General features: G+C 71.0%; 13 protein-coding genes. 3 read left to right on the top strand and 10 right to left on the bottom strand.

The genetic code is table 11. The features are described 5' to 3' along the window. Nucleotides 1-49: 49 nt before the first annotated feature. Nucleotides 50-1777 (bottom strand): alpha/beta fold hydrolase, encoded by a 1728-nt coding sequence (locus ACFYQ6_RS00740; protein ID WP_388759523.1) that lies wholly within the window; start codon nucleotides 1775-1777, stop codon nucleotides 50-52. A gap of 392 nt (nucleotides 1778-2169) precedes the next feature. On the opposite strand from ACFYQ6_RS00740, the gene ACFYQ6_RS00735 reads away from it, so the two are divergent. Beyond that, the gene (locus tag ACFYQ6_RS00735; RefSeq protein ID WP_388759521.1) at nucleotides 2170-3120 is read left to right on the top strand and encodes an esterase/lipase family protein; all 951 of its coding nucleotides are present in this window, start codon (nucleotides 2170-2172) and stop codon (nucleotides 3118-3120) included. A gap of 8 nt (nucleotides 3121-3128) precedes the next feature. Here ACFYQ6_RS00735 and ACFYQ6_RS00730 read toward each other — a convergent pair whose 3' ends face one another. The 6 genes from ACFYQ6_RS00730 to tkt all read right to left on the bottom strand — a co-directional run bounded on the left by ACFYQ6_RS00730 (nucleotide 3129) and on the right by tkt (nucleotide 10354). Further along, complete coding sequence (locus ACFYQ6_RS00730; protein WP_361580207.1) at nucleotides 3129-3557, bottom strand: hypothetical protein; 429 nt, start codon at nucleotides 3555-3557, stop codon at nucleotides 3129-3131. Nucleotides 3558-3768: 211 nt separating this feature from the next. After that, nucleotides 3769-4551: a 6-phosphogluconolactonase gene (pgl, locus tag ACFYQ6_RS00725; protein ID WP_388759517.1), complete on the bottom strand. Its 783-nt coding sequence runs from the start codon at nucleotides 4549-4551 to the stop codon at nucleotides 3769-3771. After that, nucleotides 4548-5579 carry a glucose-6-phosphate dehydrogenase assembly protein OpcA gene (gene opcA, locus ACFYQ6_RS00720; protein ID WP_388759515.1) on the bottom strand — a complete coding sequence of 344 codons (1032 nt, stop codon included), beginning with the start codon at nucleotides 5577-5579 and terminating at the stop codon, nucleotides 4548-4550. The genes pgl and opcA overlap by 4 nt, the downstream gene beginning before the upstream one ends. After that, the gene (gene zwf, locus ACFYQ6_RS00715; RefSeq protein ID WP_388759512.1) at nucleotides 5576-7108 is read right to left on the bottom strand and encodes a glucose-6-phosphate dehydrogenase; all 1533 of its coding nucleotides are present in this window, start codon (nucleotides 7106-7108) and stop codon (nucleotides 5576-5578) included. The genes opcA and zwf overlap by 4 nt, the downstream gene beginning before the upstream one ends. Before the next feature lie 5 nt (nucleotides 7109-7113). Then, nucleotides 7114-8232: a transaldolase gene (tal, locus tag ACFYQ6_RS00710; RefSeq protein WP_388759509.1), complete on the bottom strand. Its 1119-nt coding sequence runs from the start codon at nucleotides 8230-8232 to the stop codon at nucleotides 7114-7116. A 34-nt stretch (nucleotides 8233-8266) separates the two neighbouring features. Continuing rightward, entirely contained in the window at nucleotides 8267-10354 is a 2088-nt protein-coding gene (tkt, locus tag ACFYQ6_RS00705; protein WP_361580217.1) for a transketolase, read from the bottom strand. Nucleotides 10355-10640: 286 nt separating this feature from the next. Here tkt and ACFYQ6_RS00700 point away from each other — a divergent pair, with 286 nt between their 5' ends. Then, nucleotides 10641-11594: a heme o synthase gene (locus tag ACFYQ6_RS00700; RefSeq protein WP_388759506.1), complete on the top strand. Its 954-nt coding sequence runs from the start codon at nucleotides 10641-10643 to the stop codon at nucleotides 11592-11594. A gap of 99 nt (nucleotides 11595-11693) precedes the next feature. Beyond that, nucleotides 11694-12056 (top strand): hypothetical protein, encoded by a 363-nt coding sequence (locus ACFYQ6_RS00695; RefSeq protein ID WP_361580221.1) that lies wholly within the window; start codon nucleotides 11694-11696, stop codon nucleotides 12054-12056. Nucleotides 12057-12132: 76 nt separating this feature from the next. On the opposite strand, the gene ACFYQ6_RS00690 is transcribed toward ACFYQ6_RS00695, so the two are convergent. The 3 genes from ACFYQ6_RS00690 to ACFYQ6_RS00680 all read right to left on the bottom strand — a co-directional run bounded on the left by ACFYQ6_RS00690 (nucleotide 12133) and on the right by ACFYQ6_RS00680 (nucleotide 14956). Next, nucleotides 12133-13113, bottom strand: a complete 981-nt coding sequence (locus ACFYQ6_RS00690; protein WP_361580223.1) for a COX15/CtaA family protein — start codon at nucleotides 13111-13113, stop codon at nucleotides 12133-12135. Nucleotides 13114-13265: 152 nt separating this feature from the next. Then, the gene (locus tag ACFYQ6_RS00685; protein ID WP_361580225.1) at nucleotides 13266-14033 is read right to left on the bottom strand and encodes an ABC transporter permease; all 768 of its coding nucleotides are present in this window, start codon (nucleotides 14031-14033) and stop codon (nucleotides 13266-13268) included. Next, entirely contained in the window at nucleotides 14030-14956 is a 927-nt protein-coding gene (locus tag ACFYQ6_RS00680; RefSeq protein ID WP_388759502.1) for an ABC transporter ATP-binding protein, read from the bottom strand. Before ACFYQ6_RS00680 ends, ACFYQ6_RS00685 begins: the two co-directional genes overlap by 4 nt. Between the last annotated feature and the right edge of the window lie 133 nt (nucleotides 14957-15089).

Genomic DNA, 15089 nt, shown 5'->3' with positions numbered 1-15089 from the left:
CGCGCCGCCCGGTCCGCCACCGAGCCGTGGACAGGGGGAGGTGGCCGCATCACCAGCGGGCAGCCGCCCGCTCTCGCACCGCGACGAGGTGGCGGGCGACCTCGTCGGGATGCGTGAGCTGGGGGTAGTGGCCGGCCGACGCGATCTCCGTGACCGGCAGTGCGGTCGGCTCGGCCAGTGGGTCCCGCGCTCCGACGACGAGTTCCACGGGCACCTCGACACGCGGCAGGGCGCTCCGCAGAGCATCGCGCCGGCCGTAGGCCGAGCGCAGGGCCGCGACGACCCTTACTGCCGCCCCCGAACGCCGCAGGTCCGCCACCGGACCCTCCAGGTAACCGTCATGCGGCAGCCCGAGCGATCCCGCCAGCCGCTCGGCGGTCATCCGGCGCAGCACCGGCACGGCGAGAGGGGAGCGCGTCAGCCATGAGGAGGGTGGCTGGAGGAAGGCCGGGGAGACGAGGACCAGCGCTCCCACCCGCCCGGGATGCCTGAGCGCGTAACGCAGGGCCGGTCCGCAGGAGTAGGAGTGCGCGACCAGGACCGGCCGGCTGGTGAGCGGCTCGAGGAAGGCCGCCAGCCAGTCGTCGTGGGACTGCCGGGCGGGTGCCGACCGCCCGAACCCCGGCAGATCGGCGGACAGACAGGAGTCGTCCACCCGGTCGGTCACCCCGGACCAGGAGTCCGCGTCGACGGGAAGGCCGTGCAGGAAGACGTAGCCCGGCCGCTCCCGGTCGCCGGTCACCCACGTTCTGTCCGCACCCACCTGCTGGAATCCGTACGGCGCGCGCGGTGCCCGGACCCGCCCGAAGCGGGCGGCCACCAGATCGTCGGTCCATCCGCGCAGGGCGTCGCCCACGGGAGGCATCTCCAGGTCGCAGGAAGCGGCGAACTTGCGTGCGGGCGAGGTGTCGTACCGGTCGGTGGAGAGGAAGGAGAGCGTCTCGGGGTCGGCCTTGGTCAGGGCACGGGGCAGCCGCTTCAGGAGCTGGACGGGCACGAACCGGCGCGGAGCCCGTACGCCCATGTGCCCGGCGAGCAGCGAGACGAGCTGCGGCAGCGTGGGCGTGGTGTCGTCGAGCACCCAGTAGGTGTTGCCCGCGCTCTCCTCGTTCTCGGGAAGGGAGGCCAGGAACCGCACGAAGTAGTCGAGTTCGACGACCGGGAGGAAGATGTCAGGACCGCCGGGCAGCGCGGGGAGAGTGCCCCGCCACAGCTCCCCGACCAGATCCGCCAGGCCGACGTACTGTCCCGGGCCGATCACCGTGCTGGGGTTGGCGACGGTCAGCGGCACGCCCAGCTCACGGGCCCGGGTGCGTGCCGTCGCGTCTCCCTCCCGCTTGGAGGCCTCGTAGGCGCCGTCCCGCCGGTAGTCCGGGGAGTCCGCGTCGGCCGCTGCCATGCGGTAGCCGCTGATGTGCACCACCCGGCGCAGGTGCGGGCGGGCGGCGGCCCACTCGATCACATGCGCGGCGCCGTCCACGTTGACCGCCTTGGCTTCGGCGGGGTCGATGCCGAAGGCGAAGCGCGCCGCCGTGTTGTAGACGTCGCGCACGTCCTCCAGACCCTCCTCCGGCAGACCGAGTCCGGGGCGGGTGATGTCGGCGTGGACGACGGTCAGCCGGCCGGTGTCCACCCGCTGTTCCGTGAGCCATCGCGTCAGCCGGTCGCCGCTGCCGTGCACGGCAGCGGCGACGTCCTGGCCGCGGCGCAGGAGTTCCACCACCAGGGAGCGGCCGATGAAACCACCGGCACCGAGGACGACCGAGTTCGCGGGCATGCCATCTCCTTGCGGCCGGGCACGAGGTGACGTGTTGCGTCGGATGACGGAGCGGGCGGGAGGGCCCGCACACGACCTCTGCCACGGTACCGGCAATCTCACTCTCCGTGAACAGCCCTGGGCATGGAGTCACCCGAAAGCGCGTCGCCCCCGAGCTCCTCCGGTGCGGGGACGCCCCGGCGGTCGCACCGCGTCGGCTCGTGTTCCGTCCGCACCGCGAAAAAGCCCGTCCGTGCGCAGCCCGTCCGTGAGAACCCGTCCGTGAGAACCCGTCCGTGAGAAACCCCCACCCGGGAGGTACCTCCATGCAGGTCCCCTGTCTCCGTCACACCGTCCGCGACCATCCGGCAGACCGACACCACCGGCCCCGGCGCCGGTCGCGCCGGCCGGCCGTGACGATCCTCCTCGGCCTCCTGCTCCTCGCAGCGGTCTCCGCTCCGGACGGCAGGCCCCTGCGCACCGCCCACTCCGCAGGGGAGGCGGACGCCGGATACTCCCGCTGGGAGCGCGCCTTCGTCGCCTCCGCCGACGATCCCGACGCGCCGCCCCCCGGCGCCGACGACTGGAGCTGCGAACCGGGTGCGCGCCACCCCAGGCCCGTCGTCCTCGTGCACGGCACGTACGAGAACGCGTACAGCAACTGGAGTGCTCTGTCGCCCCGGCTCAGGGCCGAGGGCTACTGCGTCTTCGCCGGCAACTTCGGAGCCCCGCGCGGTGACGTGGTCAAGGGCCGGGCAGCCGTCCCCCGCTCCGCCGTCGAACTGGCCCGCTTCGTCGACCGGGTACTCGCCCGGACCGGAGCCCGGCAGGTCGATCTGGTGGGCCACTCCCAGGGCGGCGGCATCCTGCCGCGCTACTACCTGAAGTTCGCGGGCGGTACCGAACCCGGGGATCCTGCCCGCAACAAGGTCCACCATCTGATCGGCATCGCACCCGCCAACCACGGAAGCACCGTCTCGGGGCTCGCCACTCTCGGCCGACGGCTGCACATCCTCGCCCCGGCAGCGGAGTTCGGCGGTCAGGCCCTGGCCGACCAGACGATTGGCTCGCCGGTCAACCGGCGGCTCGACGCCGGCGGCGACACCATGCCCGGTGTGCGGTACACGACCGTGGTCACCCGGCGGGACAGGATCGTCACTCCCTACGAGCGTCAGTACCTCAGCCCCGCCCGCTCCGGAGATCCGGTCACCAACATCACCGTCCAGGACGTCTGCCCCGGGAACCGGACCGGGCACATGGGCAGTCCGTACGACCCTGTCGTCCTGCGACTGGTGAGCAGCGCGCTCGACCCCACAGCCGCGCGTCGGCCCGACTGCGCCGACGCGCCCGCGGAGCGGGGCTGACGCTCGCCCTACAGGCAGACGGTGACCTCCAGGACGTCCCAACTGCCGGTCGCGGAGTGGGTGAACGCGCTGTCCTGCCGGGGCCACGTGCTGTCCCGGTTCTCGATCACCCGTGGCCAGAGGCGGCATCTGAGGGTGTAGGTGCCGCTCGCGCCGGAGAGGCCCAGCCGATCCACGTACTTGAGCGCGTAGATCTGGCAGAACGCGGTCACGGCGTCGGTCCCGTTCGGCAGCAGGTTGCGCATGGCACGGAACTCCGGCCTGTTCATGATGGCCACCATGTCGTCGCTGGAGCCGCAGAACTCGAAGACGGAGTCCTTCTCCCTGACTTGGCCGGGCCAGTCCCAGAACGCGTCGGCACAGGACATGAAGTAGGACCTGAACTCGACGAAACCGGGCCAGGTGCACTCGCTCACGGTACGGACGACGGCGCTCACGCAGTACCTCTTCAACCGGACAGGGGCCCGACATGCCAGATGCCCGGCAGAGGCTAGCGAGGGGCGTTCCCGCGGGTACAGCGCAGGCGGCGCCATGTGGCGGTCTGCCCGCAATGTCCTCCCCGAACGGCGGAACGGGAGGGCGGGCCCCGGGACGGCAGGAGGCCCTGCCTCGCTCCGAAGAGCGAGGCAGGGCCTCCGCGTGTCCCGCCTACGCCGAAGCCGGCGGATACAGGGCGCGCGGCAGCCGGGAGGCCGCCGCGGCGTCCAGCAGCCACAGCGTGCGGCTGCGGCCGTACGCCCCGGCGGCCGGGGCCTGGAGCTCCCCAGCGCCGGAGAGGGCGATCTCCGCCGCCTCCGCCTTGTCCGCACCCGCGGCCAGCAGCCACACCTCTCGCGCCGCGCGGATGGCGGGCAGCGTGAGGGTGACCCGGGTCGGAGGCGGCTTGGGGGCACCGTGCACACCGACGACGGTGCGCTCGGTCTCCCGCACCGCGGGCAGCTCCGGGAAGAGCGACGCGACGTGCGTGTCCGGGCCGACGCCCAGCATCAGCACGTCGAACGTCGGCACGGGCCCGTGGTCCTCCGGCCCCGCCGCGGCGGCGAGTTCCGCCGCGTACCCCGCGGCGGCGGAGTCGGCGTCCCCGCCGTACGGACCGTCCGACGCCGGCATCGCGTGGACCCGTGAGGGGTCCAGCTCCACCTTGTCCAGCAGGGCCTCGCGGGCCTGCGTGACATTGCGTTCCGGATCACCGTCGGGCAGGAACCGCTCGTCGCCCCACCACAGATCGAGCCGCGACCAGTCGATCGCGTCCCGCGCGGGCGAGGACGCGAGCGCGGCCAGCAGGCCGTTGCCGTTGCGCCCACCGGTGAGCACCACCGATGCCGAGCCACGGGCGGCCTGAGCGTCCACGATCTTCGTGATCAGCCGGGCCGCCGCGGCCTGGGCCATCAGCTCCTTGTCGCGGTGCACGACGAGCTGCGGAGCACTCACTTCGACGCCGCCTTCTTGACCGCCGCCTTCTTCGCGGCCGGGGCGGCGGCGCCCGCGGGCTCCTGCCGCTTCGAACCCGAACCGACGGACGACGCCTCCGTGGGACCGCCGAGGCGCTCCACACCGAACTTCACCGTCGACTCGTAGATGTTGTCCGGGTCCAGCCGGCGCAGCTCCTCCGCGAGGAGCTCGGCGGTCTCCCGCCGCTTCAGCGCGACCGCACGGTCCGGCTGGCCGACCATGCAGAGCGTCGCCAGGGAACCGTCGGGACGGTCCAGGACGATCGCGCCGTTCTTGGTCTCCAGACGCACCGCCGTGAGACCGGGACCGCCGGAGAGGGTGCGCTCGACCGGGACGCCGAGCCGGTCCGCCAGCCACATCGCGAGCAGTTCGCAGCTCGGGTTGTCGGACTCGCCCTCGACCGTCGCCGAGATGACCTGGGCGGGCTGCTGGTCGAGCGCCGCCGCCAGCATGGAGCGCCACGGCGTGATGCGCGTCCAGGCCAGGTCGGTGTCCCCGGGCTGGTACGTCGCCGCGCGCACCGACAGCTCGTCGAGCGGGTGCTCGGCGGAGTACGTGTCGGTGATGCGGCGCTGGGCGAGCGCGCCCAGCGGGTCCTTGGCCGGATCCGCAGGTGCGTCCTCGGGCCACCACGCCACCACCGGGGCGTCCGGCAGCAGCAGCGGCAGGACGACGGACTGGGCGTGGTTGGCCAGCTCGCCGTGCAGACGCAGGACGACGGTCTCGCCCGATCCGGCGTCGGAACCGACCCGGATCTCGGCGTCGAGCCGGGCGTCGCGGCGCGCCCGCGGCGAACGGCTGGCCCTCTTGATCACCACGATGATCCGCGAGGGGTGCTCGCGCGAGGAGTCGTTCGCCGCCTTGAGGGCGTCGTACGCGTTCTCCTCGTCCGTGACGATGACGAGGGTGAGCACCATGCCGACGGCGGGGGAGCCGATGTCACGGCGGGCCGAGATGAGGGCCTGGTTGATCTTGCTGGACGTGGTTTCCGTGAGATCGATCTTCATGGCCGGCGCCAGCTCCGTCCGTCGCGTGCGAGCATCTCGTCCGCCTCGGCGGGGCCCCAGGTTCCGGCCGCGTACCGGGCCGGCTTGCCGTGCTTGTCCCAGTACTCCTCGATCGGGTCGAGGATGTTCCAGGAGAGCTCGACCTCCTGGTGGCGCGGGAAGAGGTTGGCGTCGCCGAGCAGGACATCGAGGATGAGCCGCTCGTACGCCTCCGGGCTGGACTCCGTGAAGGACTCGCCGTAGGCGAAGTCCATCGTGACGTCCCGTACCTCCATGGAGGTCCCGGGGACCTTGGAGCCGAACCGGACCGTGACCCCTTCGTCCGGCTGCACCCGGATGACCAGGGCGTTGCCGCCGAGCTCCTCCGTCGCACCGGACTCGAAGGGCAGGTAGGGGGCGCGCTTGAAGACGACCGCGATCTCCGTGACCCGGCGGCCGAGGCGCTTGCCGGTGCGGAGGTAGAACGGCACCCCGGCCCAGCGGCGGTTGTTGATCGTCAGCTTGATCGCGGCGTAGGTGTCCGTCGTCGACTTGGGGTCGATGCCGTCCTCCTCGAGGTAGCCGGGCACCTCCTGACCGCCCTGCCACGCGTGCGTGTACTGCCCGCGCACCGTGTGGCTGCCGAGGTCCTCGGGCAGTTCGACCGCCGTGAGCACCTTCAGCTTCTCGGCGACCAGGGCCTTCGGGTGGAAGGAGCCGGGCTCCTCCATCGCCGTCAGCGCCAGCAGCTGGAGCAGGTGGTTCTGGATGACGTCACGGGCCGCGCCGATGCCGTCGTAGTAACCGGCCCGGCCGCCGATGCCGATGTCCTCGGCCATCGTGATCTGGACGTGGTCGACGTACGACCTGTTCCAGATCGGCTCCCACATCGTGTTGGCGAAGCGCAGCGCCAGGATGTTCTGGACCGTCTCCTTGCCGAGGTAGTGGTCGATGCGGAAGACCTCGTTCGGCGGGAAGACGTCGTGCACGAGCTGGTTCAGCTCCTGCGCGCTCGCCAGGTCGTGGCCGAACGGCTTCTCGATGACGGCCCGGCGCCAGGAGCCTTCCTTCTGGTCGGCCAGCCCGTGCTTCTTGAGCTGCTGGACGACCTTGGGGAAGAACTTCGGCGGCACGGAGAGGTAGAAGGCGAAGTTGCCGCCCGTTCCCTGTGCCTTGTCGAGCTCCTCGATCGTGTTCTTGAGGGTGTCGAAGGCCTCGTCGTCGTCGAAGTTGCCCTGGACGAAACGCATGCCCTGGCTGAGCTGCTGCCAGACCTCCTCGCGGAAGGGGGTCCGGGCGTGCTCCTTGACGGCGTCGTGGACGACCTGGGCGAAGTCCTCGTCCTCCCAGTCGCGGCGCGCGAAGCCGATGAGCGAGAAGCCCGGCGGCAGCAGGCCGCGATTGGCCAGGTCATAGACGGCGGGCATCAGCTTTTTACGGGACAAATCGCCCGTGACGCCAAAGATCACCAGGCCCGACGGCCCCGCGATACGCGGGAGCCGTCGGTCCTGGGCGTCACGGAGCGGGTTGGCTCCGGGAACACCAGACAAGGTGGTCAGCCCTCCGAAGGAGCGAGGCGCTTGAGCTCGGCCTCGGTCGAGTTGAGCAGGTCGATCCAGGCGGCCTCGAACTTCTCGACGCCCTCGTCCTCCAGCAGCTGGACGACGGCGTCGTAGCTGACCCCGAGGTCCTTGATCGCGGCGAGGTCGGCACGGGCCTGGTCGTAACGTCCGGCAACGGTGTTGCCGGAGATCTCGCCGTGGTCGGCCACGGCTTCCAGCGTCGCCTCCGGCATGGTGTTCACCGTGTTGGGGGCGACGAGGTCGTCGACGTACAGGGTGTCCTTGAGGGACGGGTCCTTGACGCCGGTGGAGGCCCACAGCGGGCGCTGCTTGTTGGCCTGCGCCTTGTCCAGAGCGGCCCAGCGGTCGCCGCCGAAGACCTCCTCGTACGCCTCGTACGCGAGGCGGGCGTTGGCCAGGGCGGACTTGCCCTTGGCGGCCTTCGCCGCGTCGCTGCCGATGGCGTCCAGGCGCTTGTCGATCTCGGTGTCCACGCGGGACACGAAGAAGGAGGCCACCGAGTGGATCTTGGAGAGGTCGAGGCCGGCGGCCTTCGCCTTCTCCAGGCCCGCCAGGTAGGCGTCCATGACCTCGCGGTAGCGCTCCAGCGAGAAGATCAGCGTGACGTTGACGCTGATGCCCTTGCCGATGACCTCGGTGATCGCCGGCAGGCCGGCCTTGGTCGCCGGGATCTTGATGAGCGTGTTCGGCCGGTCCACCAGCCAGGCCAGCTGCTTGGCCTCGGCGACGGTGGCCGCGGTGTGGTGGGCCAGGCGCGGGTCGACCTCGATGGAGACCCGGCCGTCCTGGCCGTCGGTGGCGTCGAAGACCGGGCGCAGGATGTCGGCGGCGTCACGGACGTCCGCCGTCGTGATCATGCGGATGGCCTCGTCGACCGTGACCTTGCGGGTGGCGAGGTCCGTGAGCTGCTGGTCGTAACCGTGGCCCTGCGAGATCGCCTTCTGGAAGATCGACGGGTTGGTCGTGACACCCACGACGTGACTCTGGTCGATCAGCTCGGCGAGATTGCCGGAGGTGATCCGAGTGCGGGACAGGTCGTCGAGCCAGATCGCCACGCCCTCGTCGGAGAGGCGCTTGAGTGCGTCTGTCATGAGAATTGCATCTCCTACTTGTCGTATGTCCGCGTCAGCGCGCAGCGGCGGCGAGAGATTCCCGGGCGGCTTCCGCGACGTGTGCGGCGGTGAAGCCGAACTCGCGGAAGAGGACCTTGGCGTCGGCGGAGGCACCGAAGTGCTCCAGCGAGACGATCCGGCCCGCGTCGCCCACGTACCGGTACCAGGTCAGGCCGATGCCCGCCTCCACGGCGACCCTGGCCTTCACCGAGGGCGGCAGCACGCTGTCCTTGTACGCCTGGTCCTGCTCCTCGAACCACTCGACACACGGCATCGAGACCACACGGGTCGGAACGCCGGCCGCCTGGAGCTCGTCGCGGGCCTCGACGGCCAGCTGGACCTCGGAACCGGTGGCGATGAGAACGGCCTTCGGCTCGCCGCCCTCGGCGTCGAAGAGCACGTAGCCGCCCTTGGCCGCGTCCTCGTTCGCCGGGTAGGTGGGAACGCCCTGGCGGGTGAGCGCCAGACCGTGCGGAGCGCTCTTGCCGAAGTCCTTCTTGCCGCGCTTGAGGATCTCGCGCCAGGCGATGGCCGTCTCGTTGGCATCGCCCGGACGGACGACGTTGAGGCCCGGGATGGCGCGCAGCGAGGCGAGGTGCTCGACCGGCTGGTGCGTCGGGCCGTCCTCCCCGAGGCCGATCGAGTCGTGCGTCCAGACGTAGGTGACCGGCAGGTGCATCAGGGCCGACAGTCGGACGGCGTTGCGCATGTAGTCGGAGAACACCAGGAAGGTGCCGCCGTAGATGCGGGTGTTGCCGTGCAGCGCGATGCCGTTCATGGCCGCGGCCATGGAGTGCTCGCGGATGCCGAAGTGGATCGTCCGGCCGTACGGGTCGGCCTCGGGCAGCGGGTTGCCGACGGGGAGGAACGACGAGGTCTTGTCGATCGTGGTGTTGTTCGAGCCGGCCAGGTCGGCAGAGCCGCCCCACAGCTCGGGGATGACCCCGCCGAGCGCCTGGAGGACCTTGCCGGAGGCGGCACGCGTGGCGACGCCGTGCCCGGCCTCGAAGACCGGGAGGTGGTCCTCCCAGCCCGCGGGCAGCTCGCCCGCGGCGATGCGGTCGAAGTCGGCGGCGCGCTCCGGGTTCGCGGTGCGCCACGCGGCGAAGGACTTCTCCCACTCGGCCTTGGCCTCGCGGCCGCGGTCCAGGGCCTCACGGGTGTGTGCGATGACCTCGTCGGAGACCTCGAAGGTCTTCTCCGGGTCGAAACCGAGCACCCGCTTGGTGGCCGCGATCTCGTCGTCGCCGAGCGCCGAGCCGTGCGCGGCCTCGGTGTTCTGCGCGTTCGGGGCGGGCCAGGCGATGATCGAGCGGGCCGCGATGAAGGACGGGCGCTCCGTCTCGGCCTTGGCGGCCTGCAGCGCACGGTACAGACCCTCGGGGTCCAGGTCGCCGCTGGGCAGCTGGTCCACGCGCTGGACGTGCCAGCCGTAGGACTCGTAACGCTTCAGGGTGTCCTCGGAGACCGCGGTCTCCGTGTCGCCCTCGATCGAGATGTGGTTGTCGTCCCACAGCAGCACCAGGTTGCCGAGCTTCTGGTGACCGGCCAGCGAGGACGCCTCGGCGGAGATGCCCTCCTGGAGGCAGCCGTCTCCGGCGATGACCCAGACCATGTGGTCGAACGGGGAGGTGCCGGGGGCCGCCTGCGGGTCGAAGAGGCCGCGCTCGTAACGGGCGGCCATCGCCATGCCCACGGCGTTGGCGACACCCTGGCCCAGCGGGCCCGTCGTCGTCTCGACACCGGTGGTGTGGCCGTACTCGGGGTGACCCGGGGTCTTCGAGCCCCAGGTGCGGAACGCCTTGAGGTCGTCCAGCTCCAGGCCGTACCCGGCGAGGTAGAGCTGGATGTACAGCGTCAGGCTGGAGTGGCCCGCGGAGAGTACGAACCGGTCCCGGCCGGTCCAGTCTGCGTCGGACGGGTCGTGCCGCATCACCTTCTGGAAGATGGTGTAGGCGGCGGGAGCCAGGCTCATCGCCGTACCCGGGTGGCCGTTTCCGACCTTCTGTACGGCGTCCGCGGCGAGGACGCGGACGGTGTCCACGGCCCGCTGGTCCAATTCGGTCCACTGGAGGTCTGTGGTGGTCGGCTTGGTGCTCACCCTGAGTCAGGGCTCCTCTCCACTGTTCGTAAACCGGTGACTGGTTACCGCACCGGGCATTGTCGAGCCTACCCCCGACGGAAGGCCCTACTTCTGCCCTTTCCACAGTGCGGGCGACCTGCGGACTTCGCCTCCCGTATGAGCGCTCCCGTTCACTTCTGCGCCACCCCAACACGAGCCCACCCCCGCGAAGGGCGGCGTACGCCCAACGTCTACAGTGGTCTGGTTCGCGCAAGTCTTTACCGGGCCTTCCTGCCCGGAGCTTGCTGGGATTTCTCTGTCAGGGGTGTGCGTGACGGCCGTCGAGTCCCGACCCGCAGGGGTCGCCTTGACTCCGAGCCCGGCGGGCCAGCGCCCGTTCGGCGCCCGCGTCAAGGCATTCGTGGCTCTTACCAAGCCGCGCATCATCGAGTTGCTGCTGATCACCACCGTTCCGGTGATGTTCCTGGCCGCTCAGGGCGTGCCCGATCTTTGGCTCGTGGTCACCACCACCATCGGCGGATATCTCTCCGCGGGCGGTGCCAATGCGCTCAACATGTATATCGACCGTGACATCGACGCGCTGATGGACCGCACGTCGCAGCGGCCTCTCGTCACCGGCATGGTGAGCCCGCGTGAGTGCCTGGCCTTCGGAATCGCGCTCGGCGTGATTTCCACGGTCTGGTTCGGGCTGCTCGTCAACTGGCTCTCGGCGGCGCTCGCGCTGGGCGCACTTCTGTTCTACGTCGTCATCTACACGATGCTGCTGAAGCGCCGCACCTCGCAGAACATCGTCTGGGGCGGAATCGCCGGCTGCATGCCCGTACTCATCGGCTGGTCCGCCGTGACCAATTCGATGAGCTGGGCCGCGGTCATTCTTTTCGCCGTCATCTTCTTCTGGACGCCGCCGCACTACTGGCCGCTGTCGATGAAGGTCAAGGAGGACTACGCCCGGGTCGGCGTCCCGATGCTCCCGGTCGTGGCGTCCAATCGGGTGGTGGCCCGCCAGATCGTGGTCTACAGCTGGGTGATGGTCGCGGTCTCGCTCCTGCTGACCCCGCTGGGCTACACCGGCTGGTTCTACACGCTGGTGGCGCTGCTGACCGGTGGTTTCTGGCTCTGGGAGGCGCACGGCCTCCAGAACCGGGCGAAGGCCGGGGTCACCGGCGCCAAGCTCAAGGAGATGCGGCTGTTCCACTGGTCGATCACCTACGTGTCGCTCCTCTTCGTCGCCGTCGCGGTGGACCCCTTCCTGAGGTAGTCCGCACGCACAGAGGCTCCGCCGACGGGCGGGGGACGTGGCCCACGCCACGCCCCCCGCCCGTCGCCCGTTGTTCTACCCGTCGGTAGCATCCTGTCCATGGCAGAGACGGCAGAGGCTCAGACCCAGCAGACGGACGACAGCAGGCACGCGGCCCGCGCGGAGCGCAGGGCGGCGAAGCTCGCCAAGCAGATCGGCGCGTTCGCCGCCGCGCACGGCGGTGCCGAGGGGCAGCTCGCCTACATCGGTCAGTCGGGCACCCGCATCGTGCTGGTCGGCGAGGACGGCGGCTGGGGCGATCTGGTGGCGCCCTCCTACGCCGTCGCCGAGAGCGCCGTGCGGAAGGCCGGCATCACGATGCACGAGGACTTCGACGGAGAGTTCGCCGCCAAGGTCCGCACCGGCCCGTACGAGTGGTCCCGTATGGCCGGGATCCAGGTCGGCGGCCCCTCCAACGGCTGAGCCCTCGCACAGGCACACGACGGCCTCGGCCCCCCACCCGGAAGGGTGGGGGGCCGAGGCCGTCGCGCGTACCGGGTCAGACAGCCGGCGCGGGCTCCTGCTGCTGTCCGGAGGCCGGGGCGGGTACGGAGGCCTCGGCCGCCGGACGCTCGCGCATCGAGAGCAGCAGACGCAGCACCGCGATCCACATCAGGGACGAGCCGAGCATGTGCAGGCCGACCAGGATCTCCGGCACGTCGTTGAAGTACTGGACGTAGCCGATCCCTCCCTGCGCCACGAGCACGATCAGCAGGTCGCGGGCGCGCGCCCGGGTGTCGACGGGGGCGTCGACGACACGCAGCGCGAACCACATCGCGAGGGCCAGGGCGCAGACGACCCAGGCGGCGATCGCGTGCACGTGCGCCGCGGCGCTCCAGTCCCACGGCATGCGCGGTACGTCGCTGCTGTCCCCGGCGTGCTTGCCGGAGCCGGTCACGGTGGTGCCGAGGGCGATCAGGACGACCGTGGTGGCGACGAGGGCCCAGGCCAGCCGGCGTACGGGAAGAGGGGCGCGCGGGCGCGGTGCTCCGTCGCCCTCGCCGATCCGTACCCAGGTGAGGACGGCCACGGTGAGCAGGCCGTTGGCCAGCATGAAGTGCCCGGCGACCGACCACGGGTTGAGGCCCGCCCAGACCGTGATCCCGCCGATGACGGCGTTCCCCATCACGATCCAGAACTGGAGCCAGGCGATCCGCGTCAGGCCGCGCCGCCGGGGCTTCAGGGAGCGCGTCGCGATGATCGCCCAGCCGACCGCGGCCGACAGGACGTACGTCAGCATCCGGTTGCCGAACTCGATGGCCCCGTGCAGGCCCTGCTCGGGCGTGGCGAAGAGGCTGTCGTCGGTGCACTTGGGCCAGGTGTCGCAGCCCAGACCGGAACCGGTCAGCCGGACAGCGCCGCCGGTGACGATGATGAAAACGCTCATCACGACCGCGGAGAGCGCGGCTCGCTTGGCCGTCCTCATCGACGGTGTCCAGCGCTTGGCGATGTAGGAGAGGGGGGTTTCCACGCGCACCATCGTAGGCAACGGCTTGTGCATGTTTTCACGAGGGGTGGCCATTCCCGGATGAGCTGGGACACCGGCGGTCGCACCGCCGATGTCCCAGCTCATCCGGGGGACTGTCCCCGCGCGGCGGTCACGCGGGGCGGCGGGGCGTCACCCGCGCCCGCTCACTCCCAGCGGAAGAACTTCGCCGCGGCTCCCAGCCCCAGCACGGCCCAGCCCGTGAGGATCGCCACGTCGCCCCAGGGCATCGCGGCGCCGTGCTGGAGGACGTCCCTGAGCCCGTCGGAGAGGGCGGCGATCGGAAGCAGGCCCAGGACGGACTGCGCCGCGTCCGGGAACTTGTCCAGAGGTACCACGACCCCTCCGCCGACCAGCAGCAGCAGGAAGACGAGGTTGGCCGCCGCCAGGGTGGCCTCGGCCTTCAGCGTGCCCGCCATCAGCAGCCCGAGCCCGGAGAAGGCGACGGTGCCCAGCACCAGGAGCAGCAGGACGGCGAACGGACTGCCCTCGGGTGACCAGCCCAGCGCGAAGGCGATCACCGTCAGCAGGACGATCTGGAGCACCTCGGTGACCAGCACCGAGAGTGTCTTCGCGGCCATCAGGCCCCAGCGGGGCAGCGGTGAGGCGCCCAGCCGCTTGAGTACCCCGTAGCGCCGTTCGAAGCCGGTGGCGATCGCCTGGCCCGTGAAGGCCGTGGACATCACGGCGAGCGCGAGGACGCCGGGCGTCAGGAAGTCGACGGGCTTGCCCGCGCCCGTGTCCACGATGTCGACCGCGCTGAACAGCACGAGCAGCAGCGTGGGGATGACCACCGTCAGCAGCAGCTGTTCGCCGTTGCGCAGGAGCATCCGCGTCTCCAGCGCGGCCTGCGCGGCGATCATGCGGGGCAGCGGGGCGGCGCCCGGCCGGGGGGTGTACGTACCGGCGCTCATGCGCGCAGCTCCTTGCCGGTCAGTTCGAGGAAGACGTCCTCGAGGGTGTGGCGTTCCACCGCGATCCCGTCGGGCATCACGCCGTGCTGGGCGCACCAGGACGTGACCGTCGCCAGCAGTTCCGGGTCGATCTGCCCCGTGATCCGGTACGCGCCGCTGGTGAGCTCCGCCGCCTCGCTGCCGTCGGGCAGCGCCTTCAGCAGCGAACCGAGGTCCAGGCCGGGGCGGCCGGTGAAGCGCAGGGTGTTCTCGGCGCCGCCCCGGCACAACTGCTCGGGGCTGCCCTGGGCGATGACCCGGCCGGCGTCGATGACGGCCACGTCGTCGGCGAGTTCCTCCGCCTCGTCCATGAAGTGGGTGGTGAGCACGACCGACACGCCGTCGGCCCGCAGCTCACGGACCAGGTCCCAGGTGGAGCGCCTGGCCTGCGGGTCGAGGCCCGCCGTGGGCTCGTCGAGGAAGACCAGCTCGGGGCGGCCGACGACGGCCATGGCCAGGGCCAGGCGCTGCTGCTGCCCGCCGGAGAGCCTGCGGTAGGTGGTCCGGCCGCAGCTGCCGAGCCCGAGGCGCTCGACGAGCGCCCCGACGTCCAGCGGATGGGCGTGCAGCTTCGCCATGTGGCGCAGCATCTCCTCGGCGCGTGCGCCGGAGTACACACCGCCGGACTGGAGCATGACGCCGATGCGCGGGCGGAGCCGGGCGGCGTCGGCGACGGGGTCCAGGCCGAGGACCCGTACGGTGCCCCCGTCGGGCCGGCGGTAGCCCTCGAAGGTCTCGATCGTGGTGGTCTTGCCGGCTCCGTTGGGGCCGAGGACCGCGGTCACCGCGCCCGCCGCGACCTTCAGATCGAGGCCGTTCACCGCCGTCTTCTTGCCGTACCGCTTGACAAGGCCCCTGGCCTGTACGACGGGCTCGCTGCTCATGGCGGGCAAGTCTAGGCGGGAGACCGCGGCTGTCCCGCAGGAGGGCACCCTCCGGGACAGCGGGAAGCGGGCGCGCGGCCGGGGTGTCCGTCCGGCCGGCCTCGCGGCGGGCTGACCCCCGCGGCGCGCCCAC

The organism is Streptomyces sp. NPDC005494 (genome assembly GCF_042872025.1).
Lineage (GTDB): Bacteria > Actinomycetota > Actinomycetes > Streptomycetales > Streptomycetaceae > Streptomyces.
This window is presented reverse-complemented; position numbering and strand designations above follow the sequence as displayed.

Coding starts and splice junctions, on each gene's coding strand:
- ACFYQ6_RS00685 (WP_361580225.1), bottom strand. CDS start 14,033: ATGAGCGCCGGTACGTACACCCCCCGGCCGGGCGCCGCCCCGCTGCCC.
- tal (WP_388759509.1), bottom strand. CDS start 8,232: ATGACAGACGCACTCAAGCGCCTCTCCGACGAGGGCGTGGCGATCTGG.
- opcA (WP_388759515.1), bottom strand. CDS start 5,579: ATGAAGATCGATCTCACGGAAACCACGTCCAGCAAGATCAACCAGGCC.
- ACFYQ6_RS00680 (WP_388759502.1), bottom strand. CDS start 14,956: ATGAGCAGCGAGCCCGTCGTACAGGCCAGGGGCCTTGTCAAGCGGTAC.
- ACFYQ6_RS00740 (WP_388759523.1), bottom strand. CDS start 1,777: ATGCCCGCGAACTCGGTCGTCCTCGGTGCCGGTGGTTTCATCGGCCGC.
- ACFYQ6_RS00690 (WP_361580223.1), bottom strand. CDS start 13,113: ATGGTGCGCGTGGAAACCCCCCTCTCCTACATCGCCAAGCGCTGGACA.
- ACFYQ6_RS00695 (WP_361580221.1), top strand. CDS start 11,694: ATGGCAGAGACGGCAGAGGCTCAGACCCAGCAGACGGACGACAGCAGG.